Origin of the sequence: Acidovorax kalamii, assembly GCF_002245625.1 — a bacterium.
GTDB lineage: Bacteria > Pseudomonadota > Gammaproteobacteria > Burkholderiales > Burkholderiaceae_C > Acidovorax > Acidovorax kalamii.
The window spans coordinates 148762-163907 of the sequence record NZ_NOIG01000001.1 but is presented as its reverse complement, the minus strand read 5'-3'; the positions used below and the strand labels follow the sequence as shown (position 1 = coordinate 163907).

Genomic DNA, 15146 nt, shown 5'->3' with positions numbered 1-15146 from the left:
AGCGGATTCACGGACCCCGAAAAATTGTTGAAAAGCCGCTGCAACCTGCGGCTCAGGCCCTCACAGCATCCGCTGGATCAGCTCGCCCTTGAACAGCACCGGCCCGGTGGGCCCTGTCTCGCTGGGCACGCCCCCCTTGGGCTCCAGGCTGATGGCGAGCGCAGGCACCTGGCGCACATCGGCCTCGCCCGCCACCAGCGTCAGCAGTTTGTCCTGCCCCAGCACCCCCAGCGAACGCGGCCCCCCCGCAGGCGGCAGCGCCCACAGCTGCAGGGATTTGTCCGCTCCCTCCTGGAAGCCCCCCACGCGCTGCAGCACCAGCTGGTTTTTTTTGGGATCGAAGGTGACGAGCATCGAGGCAGCGGCCTTGTCGTCGGCCAGCACGGCCACGTACTGGATCTGGGGCGTGGCCTGCAGTTGCTGCTGCAGGGCGGCAATCTGCGCGCCCGTGGTGGCGCGCAGGCCGCCGTTGACCTGCACACCCACCACCACCGCCGCCAGGGTGGCGATGGCTCCGGCAGCGGCGGCACCGCGCCACAACAGCAGGTTGCGCCACCAGCCGCCGGGGGCTGGCGCGGGTGTGTGTGCGGGGGCGGCCTGCCGGGCGGCCAACATGGCCTGCTCCAGCTGGCCGGCTCGCACCAGGTTGTCGATGCGCGTCCACACAGCGGGCGACGGCGCCACCTGCGGTTGCAGCTCGGTCAGGCCCGACCAGCGGGTCTGCCACACCAGGGCCGCAGCGCGCACGGTGGCGTGCTCGCGGGCCAGGGTCTCGAAGCGGCGGCGGGCGCCACCGCGCAGCGTGCCCAGCGCGTAGCTGGCGGCCAGGCGGTCGAGCAGGTCGGGGTGTTGGGTGATGTTCATGGCGACGACCTCAGGCATAGCGCGCCATGCAGGCACGCAGTTGCTCCAGCCCCCGGCGAATCCAGGTCTTGACGGTGCCCAGCGGCAGCTTGAGCTGCTCGGCCAGCTCGCCGTGGCTCTGGTCGCGCAGGTAGGCCAGGCTCACCACTTCGCGCTGTTTGCTCTCCAGCTTGCCCAGGCAGTGGTGCAGGGCAAAGGCCTGCTCGCTGGCGTCGGCGGCGTCCATGGGGTTGGGCGAGTCGCCTTCCAGCGTCTGCGCCATGTCATCGTCCAGCTCGTTCATCAGATCGGCCCGATCGGAGCTGCGCTTGCGCAGGGCATCCAGCGCCCGGCTGCGCACGATCAGGCCCATCCAGGCCATGGGCGGGCTGAGCGACGCGCGGTAGCTGCCCGCGCTGCGCCAGATGGTCAAGAACGCCTCCTGCAGCACGTCCTCGGCCGCGTCCCGGTTGCGGACAATGCGCAAGGCCAGGCCAAAAAGCTGTGACGAGGTGCGCTCGTACAGTCGTTTCAGCGCGGAATCGTCCTGCGCGGCGATGCGGTCAAGGAGGTCCATCAGTTCACTGTCTGGGTGGAGGGTGCTCATGCGCCCATTCTCTGGGATTGGTCGGTTCGGCAGCGCCTACGGGGCTTTGCCGTAGGTGAATACGCCACAGCGGGCACTTTGGATGTAGTAGGGGCACAAACAGCGACCCGGCGCCGGAAACCGGTGTCCCCGGATCTGCCCCACCCGGGCAGGGCCGCATGAATCCAGATGGCTGGCGGGGCCGTATTACCAGGGTTCGCCTGCTCGCGCCCAAGGCGCTTTCTACCCGTCGCTCCCCGCCATGCCCCTGCCCCGCCCACTGCCCCCTATTCATTGTGTTGCCATAGCAGCCACCCTGCTATGGACGGCCCACAGCCCCGCAGCCGCCCAGTCGGTAGAGCGTGGTGCCGCGCTGTATGCCGCGCACTGCAGCAGCTGCCACAGCGCCGACCAGCATGGCGACGGCCCCGCACACCGGGGCGTGGTGGGGCGCCGCGCGGGGGCATTGAAGGACTTTGACTATTCGCCCGCGCTGAGCGCAAGCAGGATTCTGTGGACGCGTGCAACGCTCAAGGCCTGGCTGCGCGACCCCGAGGCGCTGATTCCCGGCCAGGGCATGGACTACCAGCTCGACCAGGCGCGCGACCGCGAGGACGTGGTGGCCTACCTGGCCACGCTCAAACGCCTGCCGTCGCCGGAATCCGCCGCCCGGTAACAGCCTGCCCCCGGCTCAGGCGGTGGGGAACGTACCCGGCAGCAGGATCGACGAATCCACGTTGTTGATGTTGGTGTGGCCGCAGAACGCCATGGTGATGTCCAGCTCCTTCTGGATGATCTGCAGCGCACGGGTCACACCGGCCTCGCCAAAAGCGCCCAGGCCGTACAGGAAGCTGCGCCCGATCAGCGTGCCCTGCGCGCCCAGCGCGCGGGCCTTGAGCACGTCCTGCCCGCTGCGGATGCCGCCGTCCATCCACACTTCGATGTTCTTGCCCACCGCGGCCGCAATGCCGGGCAGCGCGGCGATGGAGGACGGCGCACCGTCGAGCTGGCGGCCGCCGTGGTTGCTGACGATGAGCGCATCGGCACCGCTGTTGACGGCCAGGCGCGCGTCTTCGGCGTCCATGATGCCTTTGAGGATCAGCTTGCCGCCCCAGCGCTTCTTGATCCATTCCACATCGCCCCAGTTGAGCTGCGGGTCGAACTGCTCGGCCGTCCACGACGACAGCGACGACAAGTCGCCCACGCCCTTGGCGTGGCCCACGATGTTGCCGAAGCTGCGGCGCTTGGTGCCCAGCATGCCCAGGCACCAGCGCGGCTTGGTGGCCAGGTTGATGAGGTTGGCGATGGTGGGCTTGGGCGGGGCCGACAGGCCGTTCTTGATGTCCTTGTGGCGCTGGCCCAGGATCTGGAGATCGAGCGTGAGCTGCAGCGCCGAGCAGTTGGCGGCCTTGGCGCGGTCGATCAGGCGCTCGATGAAGTCGCGGTCGCGCATCACGTACACCTGGAACCAGAACGGGTGGCGGCCCGTGTGCTCGGCAATGTCCTCGATGGAGCAGATGCTCATGGTCGAGAGCGTGAACGGGATGCCAAACGCCTTGGCTGCCTTGGCGCCCAGGATCTCGCCATCGGCGTGCTGCATGCCGGTGAGGCCGGTGGGCGCAATGGCCACGGGCATGGCCACATCCTGGCCGACCATGGTGGTGCGCGTGCTACGGCCCTCCATGTTCACGGCCACGCGCTGGCGCAGCTTGATGCGCTGGAAGTCGCTTTCGTTGGCGCGGTAGGTGCCCTCGGTGTACGAGCCTGAATCGGCGTAGTCATAGAACATGCGCGGCACGCGGCGCTGGGCGATGGCACGCAGGTCTTCGATGCAGGTGATTTTGGACAGGTCAGGCACGCAGGCTCTCCAGGATGGGAATTGCGCCAGATGGTAGGCGCTGAGGCATCGGCCAGCCATCAAAATTATTTCGAGGGGCTGCAACAAATTTCCAGCGCCGCGCCCGGGATGTGGCACAGCGGCGGCGCTTTATCAAGCAAAAAATGCCGTTACCGCCCAATGGACAAGCGCTTATTGCTACCAAATAGATAGCAAATCGCAACCACTACCCACTACGCGCCCCTCACCCCTCGGCGCCCACCGCCACTTCGGGCAGCACCACCTCGGGCTGAACATCCGGGCCCCGGTAGAGCATGAAGCGCATGCGGCCACCGCGCTTGGCGGCGTACATGGCGCTGTCGGCGTGGCGCGAGAGCGCATCGAAAGTGTCGCCATGCTGCGGGAACAGCGCAATGCCACCGCTGAGCCCCACGCGCACAGGCTCGCCCGCCAGTTCGAAGGGCGCGTCGCACGAGGCGAGGATCTTGCGCGCCACGCCCCGCGCGGGCTCGGCGCCCTCCAGGCCCGGCAACAGCACCACAAATTCGTCGCCGCCCTGGCGGCACACGGTGTCGGACGCGCGCACGGCGGCCTTCAGGCGCTGGGCAAACTGCACGAGCAGCACATCGCCCACATCGTGGCCCAGGCGGTCGTTGACCTCCTTGAAACCATCCAGGTCCAGGTACATCACGGCCAGCGACTTGCCATCGCGCCGCGCCTGGGCAATGGCCAGCTGGGCGCGGTCGTGCAGGAGCACGCGGTTGGGCAGGTCGGTGAGTGCGTCGTACTGCGCCAGGTGCGCCATGCGCTCGGCCATGGCCACGGCCTCGGTCACATCGCGCAGCACGGCCACCGCGCCCCTCACGGCACCATGGCGGTCGGTAATGGGGCTGGCGGTTTCCTCCACCTGAAAACGCTGGCCGCTGCCCCGATGCTCCACCACGCCCCGCACGGCCTCCATCACGGCCGCTTGCTGGATGGCCGTGCGCAGGGGGCTGGGCAGCAGCGCGTCGTTGTCGGGGCTGCGCAGGCACACCACCTCGTCCACGTTGTGGCCCGCCGCATCAAAAGCCTGCCAGCCGGTCAGGCGCTCGGCCGCCGGGTTGAGGTAGGTCACCGAGCCCCGGGCGTCCGAGCAGACCACGGCATCGCCAATCGACTGCAGCGTGAGGCGCACGCGCTCTTTCTCGTCAAACAGCTCGTCCTCCATGCGCTTGCGCTCGGAGATGTCGGTGGTCTGCACAAAAATGCCGCGCACGGCACCCGCTTCGGTGTCAGGCACGTACGAGACGATGATGTGGCGCGACACGCCATGCACATCGAGCAGGGTGCTCTCGAACAGCTGCGGCTCGCCCTGCAGGGCGCGGTCCAGAAACGGCTTGTTCACGGCAAAACGCTCAGGCCCCACCAGCTCGCTGAAGTGCATGCCGCGCAGCCGATCGGGCTGTATCCCGAACCACTCGAAGTGGGCCTTGTTGGCAAAACGGTTGAGCAGATGCGCGTCCCAGTAGCCGATCATCGACGGCATGTTGTTGAGGATGGTGCGCACATCGTGCTCGGCCTCGCTGAGCCGGGCGGCCACCTGCTGGCGCAGGGTCAGCTCGCGCACAAACAGCAGGGCCAGCCCCAGACAGGCGGCCATCAGCAGCAGCGCGAAACCGCCCAGCCACAGGGAGCTGCTGTACCACTTGCCCAGGATGGTGCTGGTGGCCTGGGCCACATTGATGATCAGCGGGAACTCGCCCACCTGCCGGAAGGAATACAGGCGCTCGACACCATCGAGCGCCGCCGTGCCCACGAAGGAGCCATTGCCCTCCTTCTGAAAGCGCAGCATGTTGGGCGACCCGGCAATCGTCTTGCCCACGTCCATGTCGCCGTACGGGAAGCGCGAGATCACCACGCCGTCACTACGGAACAGGTTCACGCCACTGCTGGGGCCCATGTCCAGGGCACCGAAGAGCTCATTGAAGTAGCTCAGCCGCACGGCCCCCACCACCACGCCCGCAAAGCTGCCGTCGGCATGGAAGTAGGCCCGCGACAGGGGCAGGATGTTGAGCCCCGTGATGCGCGAAGGCACGGGCTTGCCGATGTACAGGCCCTGATGCCCGTCCTTCTGGAACGCCAGGAAGTAGTCCCGGTCCGCCAGATTGGCCTTGCGCGGCGTGAGCGAGCCTGAATCCAGCACGATGTTGCCCTGGGCGTCGAGCACCAGCACATCCCCAGCGCCCCGGGAGCGCAAGGAGTTGTCGAACACCACCCGTGCGCGCAGCTCGGGGGGCAGGTCCCACACCTCGGGGCGCGCCACCTCGCGGGCCACGCCCTCCAGGGATTTGTCAAACGACTCGAGCACCCAGCCCAGGCCCTGCTCCAGGGTCTGCACCAGATTGGCATTGGTCTGCGCGGCGTAGTTCCACTCGTCCTGGCGGATGGTCCAGATCGAACGTGCAAACAGCACACCGATCCCCAGGGAGACCAACACAGCAAGCCAGATCAGGCGATGCGAAAAGAACTGGCGCAAAAAGGGCATAGAAATAATTTGTAACCATTTTAGGCGACCCGTATTGGGACGCTGAATGGGTAAATCACACCGTATTCCTCGGCTTTGGGCGCGTCAATGCGCAGCAGCCCTTATCGGGGGCGCCACAGCCCCCGCCGCCACGCCCGCCCCGCGCACCTCGATGCGGATCTCGTCCAGCACCTGCCCGCGCGCGTCGGTGATCTGCACCACATGCCGCCCCGGCCAGGGCAGCCAGGCCACACGCGGGCCCCGGCCCAGCGGCTTGCCATCCATGCGCCAGAGCAGCCCGTCGCCCGTGGCCGTGAACTGCAGGCGCTGGCGCGCGGGGGGGATGTCCGGGTCCAGCGCAATGATGGTGCCGGGCGCGGGCGCGGTGATGCGGGCGGGGGCGGAAGGCGTGTCCACCACCTGGGTGGGCGATTTTTTGAAGCCTTTTTGGCCTTCTGCGCGCGATGGGTATGCCTTTTCAGCTATTGAATCAATAGCAAACAAGGCTTGCTGCGTGCCTTGCAGAAACCATTCGCTGCGCGCGGCCTCCAGCGGCGCGCGGGGCTCGGGCGCACCGCCCGGCATGCCACCGGCCACAGGCCCCGGGCCAAACCGCACCCCGGCCTGGAGCAGGCCCGCCGGGGCCTTGGGCGCACGGCTGGGCTCGCGGGCGTGCAAGAAGCCCATCACCGCCGCCCAGATGGGCGCCGCGCCGCTGGTGCCGCTCACGTCGTGCATGGCCGCGCCACTGGCGTTGCCCACCCATACGCCCACGGTGTAGCGCTCCGACCAGCCCATGGCCCAGTTGTCGCGCATGTCCTTGCTGGTGCCGGTTTTCACCGCCGTCCAGAAGCGCGTGGCCAGCACGCTGTCGGTGCCGAAGGTGCGCGCACGCGCATTGCCGTCCGAAAGGATGTCGCCCACGATGAAGGCCGCGCGCGGGTCCAGGGCCGCAGTGAAAGCGGGAGCCCGCCCCGGTCCAAGCGCAGCCAGCGCCACCGGGCTGAGCCGCCCGCCGTTGGCCAGCGTGCGGAACGCATTGGTCAGGTGCAGCAGCGGCACCTCGGGGCTGCCCAGCGCCAGGCTGTAGCCAAAATAGTCGCCACTTTCGCGCAGCGGCAGACCCATGGCGCCCAGCTGGCGGTGGAACGCGTCGGGCGTGACCATGACCAGCGTGCGCACCGCCGGCACGTTGAGCGAGGCCGCCAGCGCTGTGCGCACCGACACCCAGCCCTTGAACTGCCGGTCGTAGTTCTGCGGGATGTAGAGCCCGCCCGCCGTGGCGATGTGCGCGGGCGAGTCGTCTACCAGCGACGCGGCCGTGAGGCGGCGCTCCGCAATTGCCTGCCCGTACAGAAAGGGCTTGAGCGTGGAGCCTGGCTGGCGCAGCGCCAGCACGCCGTCCACCTCGCTCGCCTGGCTGAGCTGGCCCGATGAGCCCACCCAGGCCAGCACCGCACCCGTGGCGTTGTCGAGCACCAGCACCGCACCGTCTTCCACATTGCGCCCGCGCAGCTCGCGCAGGTGCTGCTGCAGGGTCTGCATGGCAAAACGCTGCAGGGGCGCGCGCAGCGTGCTCAGCACACGCTCGGGCACCGCAGCGTCCTTGCCAAAACGCTGGCGCAGCAGGTGGCGCGCAAAGTGCGGAGCCACGCCTTCGCTCGCGTCAAACGCGCGGCGCTGCAGCGCGGCGGTGGTGAACAGGTCGAGCGCATCGCAGTCGATACGGGCGCCCCGCTGCATATCGCGCAGCACGCCGCAAGCGCGCTGCGCCACCAGCGCAGGCCGCGCATTGGGCGCGCGCACCAGGGCAGCGGCCACCGCCGCTTCGCGGTCGTCCAGGCCATGCGCAGCCTTGCCAAACAGCGTGCGGCTGAGCGCATCAATGCCCACCAGCTCGCTGCGAAACGGCACAAGGTTGAGGTAGGCCTCCAGGATCTGGTCCTTGCGCCAGCGCCGGTCCAGCACCTGGGCCGCCACCGTCTGCCCCAGCTTTTGCACCACGGTGCGCCCGCCCGGGCCTTGGCGCCAGTCACCATCCAGGAGCCCGGCCAGCTGCATGGTGATGGTGCTGGCACCGCGCGTGCGCTGGTTCCACAGGTTGCCCCAGGCGGCAGCCGATGCGGCGCGCCAATCCACGCCGCTGTGTTCAAAAAAACGCTTGTCCTCGCTCAGCACCAGCGCCTGGCGCAGCGCGGGCGAGATGTCAGCCAGCGGCACCCACTGGCCACGCCGCACCGTGGGATCGGTGCGCAGGCGCTGCAGCACCTCGCCTTCGCGCGAGAGCAGCACGGTGTCGGAAGGCTTGAAATCAGCACGCACCTCGTCAAAAGTGGGGATTGCGCGCGCTGGACTTGCCGTGATAGCTACAAAAAATATAGCTACCAACAGTTGCACACCCAGGGCATGCCGCAGCCGCGAGCACATGCAGCGCACAGCACGCACCGACTCAGCGGCCATCGCGGCCTCTGCGAATTCGCGCCCAGGCCACAGCCCCAGCGGCGCCCAGCAGCGGCGCGAGCACCAGCCAGGCCATGATCTCGGCCGCGTGGGACTGGCGGGGCAGATCCAGCACCCGCCCCCAGGCCACCATCACCCCGGCTGCACAGCCCAGCACTGCCCACCAGCGGGCCCCGCGCAGCGGGGGCACCCACCACGCCAGCAGCAAGCACACCGCCACTACAGCAACCTGGGCGTAGGCCATGGCCAGCACCTCCTGCCCGTGGGCGTGCGCGGCCAGCGGGGCACCCGCCAGCACCGCGCACCACGCGGGGCGCAAGAAGAGGGATGGCCGCCGTTCAATCATCGGGATGCTCCCGGTCAAACCGGGTTTCCGCCTCGCTCAGGTGGCGCAGCAGCACATGCGACATCAGGTTGACGCCGATGCCGCCAAACACCACGGGCAGCACGTACAGTGCAATGGACAGCTCGGAGATGAACACCGCGTCGTCCGCCAGCGACGGCGTGGTCTTGGCCAGGGACGCGAGCGACTGCAGCAGGTACACATCCACCCCCGCAATCAGCACCAGCGCCACGCCAAAACCCAGCACCGCCATGCGCGAGATAGAGCGCGTGGCCAGCAGCAGCGCGTAGATGCCCGCTGGCAGCACCAGCGAAAACACCACCAGCAGCCAGAACCGCAGCTCGACGAAAACACTGAGACTCATGGCGGACTGCAACCAGGCAGGCTCGTCACAGGAGGAGGCATGGCGCTGCGGCCTACCGGGCCGCCTCCACCTTCACCCGCGCGTTGGGGAACTCGCCAAACATCTCGGGCGCGTACATCGCCTCGACACGGCTTGGCGGCAGTGCAAAGTCACCCACGTTGTTCAGGCGCACGGTGTATTCCATCTTGACCGTGCCCTTGGGCAGGTACTCGTAGTAGCTGCGGAAGGACTCGAAGCTGCGCTCCTCGAACGCGGGCCAGCCGGGGCCGGTGCGCGCCTTTTCGCCCTGCGTGGCGATGGCGGAATCTCGGCCCAGGCCGCTGCCCAGGATGGTGGCACCGCCCGGGATCGGGTCGGTGATGGCCACCCAGGTCATGTCGGCGCTGGCGTTCACCTCCAGCGTCACACGCAACACGTCGCCGCGTGTGTACTGGCCTGCGGGCAGCGACTTGTTGGCCTGCTCTACCGGCGTGATGGTCTTGGTGATGGCATAGCCTGCTGCAAACGGCGCCTTGAGCTGAACGGCCGCCACCGACTGCAGCGTGAGCCACGGCTTGCCGGGACCCTGGTGGGTGACGGCGAGCTGCTCCTTGCCACCTGTTTTGCTCCAGGGCAGGAACATGCCGTTGTTCTTCAGGTTGCCCGGCGATGCGGGCGCACCAAACCAGGTGCCCTGGTGGGGCGCACCGGTCAGGTCGCTGGTCTTCACGCGCTCGACCTTGCTCCAGTCCACGCTGGCAGCATTGCCACCCATGCTGGCCTTGGTGGTGCCGGACACCGGCACGGCCTCGAACTTGGCACTGAATTTTTCCAGCGCCAGGCCGCCCCACAGGTTGGCCGTGGTGGTATGCCAGGCACCTGCCTGCTGGCGGCTGATGAAGCCGTTGGCCAGGCGGCCCATGTCGTCCTTCCAGGCCGGGTCGTCCATCACGGCCAGCATCAGGCGCGCGGTGTTCACATCACCGTTTTGCATCAGCCACCACCAGTAGTCATCCTGCTCGGTGCTGAAGATGAGCTTGGTGCCCTGGAACGACAGGCGCGCGCGCAGGATCTGCTGGGCTTCGGCCAGGCGCTGGTCGCGCTGGGGCACATCGGCCACGCGCTTCAGGACATTCACCCAGTCGATCACCGCATGCGTGGGCCACTGGTTCGGTGCGATGGTGATGCTGCTCACCATGCGGCCCTGGGCCTTGCCGTAGCGCGACAGCGCCTCGATGGCGGCGAGCTTGCGCATGTCCAGGTCCTTGCGCGGGCTCCAGAAGCTGCGCTCGATGCGGCCTTCGATGAAGGCGATCAGGCCGCGCTCCATGGGTGCGCGCACGTCGTCCGGCAGTGCAAACGCGGGGTTGATGGCGGCGGCCTCGTGCGTGGCAGCCAGAACGTAGGCCGTGAGCGTGTCGCTGCCCCGGTTGCTGTCGCCATCGCGCGGCGGGAAGTAGTTGGCCAGGCCCTCGCTGTCGAGGTAAGTGGGCAGCTGCGCCACCACGGTCTGCCACAGCGCACCGTCGCGCAGGCCCACGGCCTTGCTGGTCTTTTGCTCCAGGCAGGCAAAGGGGTAGCGTGCCCACCAGTCGCGCACGCCGGGCAGGCCTTCGGCCAGCTTGGGCTGCAGCGACATCTTCAGGCCGCCGCGCCCGGGCAGCGCATCGGCGGGCGGGTTCACATCCAGGTTGAAGCTGCCATCGACCTGCACCAGCGTGGCCTGCTGCACCGTGAGCGGCACGGCCGGGATCAGCTTCTGGCTCGCCTTGAGCGCGTCGCGCGCGCCACTGACCGTGTCCTTGGCCTCGATCTCCCACAGGATGGCCTGGGTGCGGGTCTGCGCGAGCTGCGCGGGCGCGGTCACCGTCCACGCCACCTCGCGCGATTCACCGGCGGGGATGTCCACCGTCTGAGGCTTCAGGTCCAGCAGGGTGGCGCGCGGCGCCACCTCGACCTTCATCGCGGCCTTGGTGGTGTTGCGCAGCGTGAGCTGGGCGCGGAACTGGTCGTCCTCGCGCACCAGGGGCGGCAGGCCGCTGATGATCTGCAAATCCTGCGTGGCGCGGATGCTGGTGCTGCCGGTGCCGAACAGGCCGGTGGACGCATCGGCCACGGCCACGATCTTGAAGGTGGTGAGTGCATCGTTGAGCGGCACCGTCACCTTGGCCTGGCCGTTGGCGTCGAGCTGGATGGCGGGCTGCCACAGCAGCAGCGTGTCGAGCAGCTCGCGCGTCTGCGCCTTGCCGCCGCCACCGCCTGCGGGCACGGCCTTCTTGCCATAGTGGCGGCGGCCGATGATTTCCATCTGCGCCGTCGATGTCTCCACGCCCCAGCTGCGGCGCTGCAGCATGGCTTCGAGCAGGTTCCAGCTGTTGTTGGGCATCAGCTCCAGCAGCGCCTGGTCCACGGCGGCCACGGCCACCTCGGCATTCGCGGCGGGCTTGCCGCCCGGCAGCGTTGCAGTGATGGTGACCTGCGCCTTGCCGCGCACGGCATAGCTTTCCTTGTCGGCCTGCACCTTCACATCGATCTGGTGGGCCTGCGTGCCCACACGGATCTCGGCCAGGCCCAGGCGGTAGGCGGGCTTGGAGAGGTCCACCAGCGCAGTGGGCGCCTGGTACTCACGGCCTTCGTACCAGAAGGATGTCCACCATTCGCGCGGCGACTTGAAACCCCAGGTGAAGAAGCTGTACCACGGCACTTCGCGCAGGCGGCCGCGCAGGGCCAGCACGCTCACGTACACGTTGGGGCCCCACTCGGGCTGGATCTTGAGGCTCACCGTGGGGTCTTGCCCGTTGAGCTGCACCACCTGCGTGTCGATGATGCCTTCGCGCTCCACCGCCACCAGCGCCGTGGCGTAGCGGAACGGCATGCGCACCTGGAATTTGGCGGTCTCGCCCGGCTGGTAGCTCTTCTTCTCGGGCAGCAGGTCGATGCGGTCGTGGTCTTCGCCACCAAACCACAGCTCGCCCTGGCGTGTGACCCACACCGACGACGCGGCCACGCTGGTGTTGCCGTCCTTGTCGGTAGCTGTCACCACCAGCTCCACCTCGCCGGGTTCGTCGAGTTTGGATTCGCACAGCAGCAGGCCACGCGCGTCGGCCTTGCCACTGCACAGCGTGCCCAGGTCCTTGGTTTCGGTCTGGTTGTCGTAGCTGTAGAAGCCCCCCACCATGCGCTTGCGGGTGGTGGTGGTGATGCGCGCAATGGCCTGCACCTGCAGCGCGGTGTCGGGTGCGGGTTTGCCCACGTGCTGCAGCGCCAGCGCCTGGAAGCGGATCTTCTGGCGGGCCGACACCCAGCCCTCGGTCTTGATGCCTGCCACCACGCCCGCCGGCCACAGGGCCTGCACGCTGCGGAGGGTCTGCACCTCGCCATTGGGGTCGGCGTAGGTGGCTTCCATCACCAGTTCCTGCGGCTGGCGCGCCTGGGGCACGTTGTCGATGGTGAGCTTGCCCGCGCCGTCCTTGTTGAGCGTGAGCGGCAGCTTGTCGGCAATCACGCGTGCATCCTGGCTGGCGGTGGCTTCTTCATCGTCGCTGCTGGCATTGGACGCATCGCGCTTGCGTGGCGGGTAAAAGCTGAACGCCTCGTAGTCGCTGTACTGCAGGGTCTTGCCGCGCACCATGGCCGACACACGCACCGGCAGGTGGGCTGCGCCGCCACCGGCCACGTAGTTGATCTGCACATCGGTGGGCACCGAGCGGACTCGTACCAGCGCCTTCTTGTCGGCGGGCGCAATGCGGCCCTCCAGCACCGGCAGGCGGAACTCCTCGACCCGGAACTCGCCCGAGCCGAAGCTGCGTTCGTTGTCCGCATCGTTGCGCAACTCCACCTGGTACACACCCAGCTTGGCGGCGGGCGGAATGGCAAAACTGCTCTGGGCACTGAGGCCACCGGTGGCGGTGCCGCGCCAGGCCAGCGGCTGGGTGAACTGCTGGCCGCTGCCCAGGTGGGTGATGACCAGGGTTTCAGGCCGCGCATCGGGCAGGCCAAAGCCCTTGCGGGTTTCGGTGCGCAGCAGGTGCTTCATCGACACGGTTTCGCCCGCACGGAACAGGGTACGGTCGAAGATGGTGTGGGCCCGCTCGGTGGGGCGCGGACCGGTGTGGGTGGGCACGTTGAAGCGCCAGGGCTCGATGCCACGCTGCCAGTCACTCCAGGTGAAGGCCATGTCCTCCACCCCGTCGGCCCCCTTGGAGCGCGCGCTCACAAAGTAGGCCTGGGTCCAGTCGTCGCCGCTGCAGGTGGGCGCCTCAGACGACAGCCCCTCGATCCGGGCCACGCCCTGGGCGTCGGTGGTGGCCGTGCCCACCTCGTTGCCCCGGCAGTCGGACACGCGCACCTGGGCGCCCTGCACGGGCTGGCCCTTGTCCAGCGTGGTCACCCAGGCCATGGCGTTCTCGCGGCCCAGCTTGAAGTGCACGCCCAGGTTGGTCACCAGCGCCGAGGTGCGCACATACATCGTGCGGCCCTCACCATGGCGGTCGTCCAGCAGCGAGGCGCCGAGCTTTTGCGACGCGATCTCCACCACATGGAAACCGGGCGGCAGCGGGATGCCCACCACCTCGAACGGGCGCGGGTCGTTGTTCGCGGGTTTGGGCAGGTCCAGCGTCTTCACGCCCCCCTTGCCTGCCAGCAGCGACACCATGCGGCTTTGCACATGGCTGCGGTCGTCGTCCAGCACCTTGGGCAGTGGGCCGGTCACGTCCTGGCGCGCCTGCTTGCGGTCCACCAGGTAGTTGTCATAGCGCTTGACCTTGCGGAACCAGGCAATGATCTCGGCGTCGGTGCCGGGCTGGAGCGTGCTCACCTTGCCCGCAGGGGCGGCCGCACCAGGGGTGCCCGGCTGCAGGCCCTGCACGCGCAGGGCGGCTTCCACATTGCGCAAGGTCACCGGCAGCAATGCGGGGGGCTTGTCTGACGCGGGGCCTTCGGCAAAACGCTCGACGATGCCAAACGGCGCCGCCGCAAACTTGGCCAGGGGCGGCATGCCGCCGGTGGACACCTTGAGCGGGAAACTCTCGGCATTGCGCAACGGGCGGCCCGAGGCGTCCTTGAAGTCCTTGGGCAGCTCCAGCGTGAAGGCCGTGTTTTCGGCCAGGGGCGCGGCAAACTGCACGCTGTTGACCAGCGCATCGCCCTTCTGGCTTTCGATGCCGCCATCGGTCTGGGGCTTGAGGGTTTCCTTGGCCGACTTGAGGCGGATGGCCGTGGCCAGGCTGCGCGGCACTGGCGTGTTGAAGGACAGCTGCAACGGGCGGATGGGCAGGCAGGCGGCCTGGGCGTTTTCGCGTTCGCAGCTGAACTCGGCAGAAAACGGCTCGCGCACCTTGAATTCGAAGCGCTTTTCCACCGTGTTGGGCACACCGCTGGGCGTGGCCACGCCCTTGCCAAACACGATCTGCATGCGCGAACCCGAGGTGAAGCGCCGGTTGCAGGCCAGCGTGGCGTACTGCAAAGGCTCCCTGGCCGCGCTTTTTTCCAGCCCCAGCGTTTTCAGGATTTCGGCGCGCTGCGCACCCTCGATCAGGCGCACCGGCACGCGCTCGCCCACGCCTTCCATCGTGCACCAGACATTGGCCTGGACGCTGGCCGTGGTGGCAGGCCCATTGAGCTGCAGCACAAAGAACTGCTCTTCGTCGATCTGTTCGTAGGTATTGGGGCGGATGACCTGCACAAACGGTCCACCGCTATTGAATTGATAGCTTTTTACGCCCGCCAGATCCACGCCAAGGGCCGATTTGAACCCTGGTTTGACGGTGGCGATGCAGCGCACGCCGGGCGGCAGGTCGCGCTCGAAGTCGAACACCCATTCGCGCTCACCCGTCCAGCGGCCCGTACCTTTGGCCGCGCTGGCGTCGCTGCAGCTCAGGGTCAGCGGCGCCGGAGCCTTGGGATCGCCAAAGTTGACGGCAGCGGCATCAAACTTGGCCACCACCTGGCGCACCTGCGCCACTTCGCCCTGCGGCGAAAAGCTGCTGATCTGCAGGGCCTGCGCCCCCCAGGCCACCAGCGACAGGCTGGCCGCCAGCATCCATTGTTTTTTGTTCATTTTTCCCCTCCGAAGGAACCAGGGCGGACGTCCCCAGTGGCCCCGCGCGGGGAAGGGGAATTGCACGACCTGCGAGCGTAACAAAACGGCACCGCCGCCAGCGCAGCGTTGCAAGCGCTTACGTATGCCGACGGCCAGGCTGCCATCGGGCTTTTTCCCCCATGGACAGG

9 protein-coding genes are annotated in these 15146 nt (G+C 67.9%); 1 reads left to right on the top strand and 8 read right to left on the bottom strand.

The features are described 5' to 3' along the window. Positions 1 to 60: 60 nt before the first annotated feature. Positions 61 to 864 (bottom strand): anti-sigma factor, encoded by an 804-nt coding sequence (locus CBY09_RS00680; RefSeq protein ID WP_094285448.1) that lies wholly within the window; start codon positions 862 to 864, stop codon positions 61 to 63. A gap of 10 nt (positions 865 to 874) precedes the next feature. Further along, positions 875 to 1450 carry an RNA polymerase sigma factor gene (locus CBY09_RS00675; RefSeq protein ID WP_094285447.1) on the bottom strand — a complete coding sequence of 192 codons (576 nt, stop codon included), beginning with the start codon at positions 1448 to 1450 and terminating at the stop codon, positions 875 to 877. Between the two features lie 241 nt (positions 1451 to 1691). Here CBY09_RS00675 and CBY09_RS00670 point away from each other — a divergent pair, with 241 nt between their 5' ends. Continuing rightward, positions 1692 to 2105, top strand: a complete 414-nt coding sequence (locus tag CBY09_RS00670) for a c-type cytochrome (RefSeq protein ID WP_165773853.1) — start codon at positions 1692 to 1694, stop codon at positions 2103 to 2105. A gap of 15 nt (positions 2106 to 2120) precedes the next feature. Here CBY09_RS00670 and CBY09_RS00665 read toward each other — a convergent pair whose 3' ends face one another. The 6 genes from CBY09_RS00665 to CBY09_RS00640 all read right to left on the bottom strand — a co-directional run bounded on the left by CBY09_RS00665 (position 2121) and on the right by CBY09_RS00640 (position 14976). After that, on the bottom strand, positions 2121 to 3287 hold the full coding sequence (locus tag CBY09_RS00665; RefSeq protein ID WP_094285446.1) for an alpha-hydroxy acid oxidase: 1167 nt from the start codon (positions 3285 to 3287) through the stop codon (positions 2121 to 2123). 223 nt (positions 3288 to 3510) lie between these two features. After that, positions 3511 to 5793, bottom strand: coding sequence for a bifunctional diguanylate cyclase/phosphodiesterase (locus CBY09_RS00660; RefSeq protein WP_094285445.1), 2283 nt, complete (start codon positions 5791 to 5793; stop codon positions 3511 to 3513). Between the two features lie 84 nt (positions 5794 to 5877). Then, entirely contained in the window at positions 5878 to 8199 is a 2322-nt protein-coding gene (pbpC, locus tag CBY09_RS00655; protein WP_094285875.1) for a penicillin-binding protein 1C, read from the bottom strand. A gap of 22 nt (positions 8200 to 8221) precedes the next feature. Then, positions 8222 to 8578, bottom strand: coding sequence for a hypothetical protein (locus CBY09_RS00650; RefSeq protein WP_131798461.1), 357 nt, complete (start codon positions 8576 to 8578; stop codon positions 8222 to 8224). After that, positions 8571 to 8939: a hypothetical protein gene (locus CBY09_RS00645; protein WP_063461250.1), complete on the bottom strand. Its 369-nt coding sequence runs from the start codon at positions 8937 to 8939 to the stop codon at positions 8571 to 8573. The genes CBY09_RS00650 and CBY09_RS00645 overlap by 8 nt, the downstream gene beginning before the upstream one ends. 52 nt (positions 8940 to 8991) lie before the next feature. Beyond that, positions 8992 to 14976, bottom strand: a complete 5985-nt coding sequence (locus CBY09_RS00640) for an alpha-2-macroglobulin family protein (protein WP_094285444.1) — start codon at positions 14974 to 14976, stop codon at positions 8992 to 8994. Between the last annotated feature and the right edge of the window lie 170 nt (positions 14977 to 15146).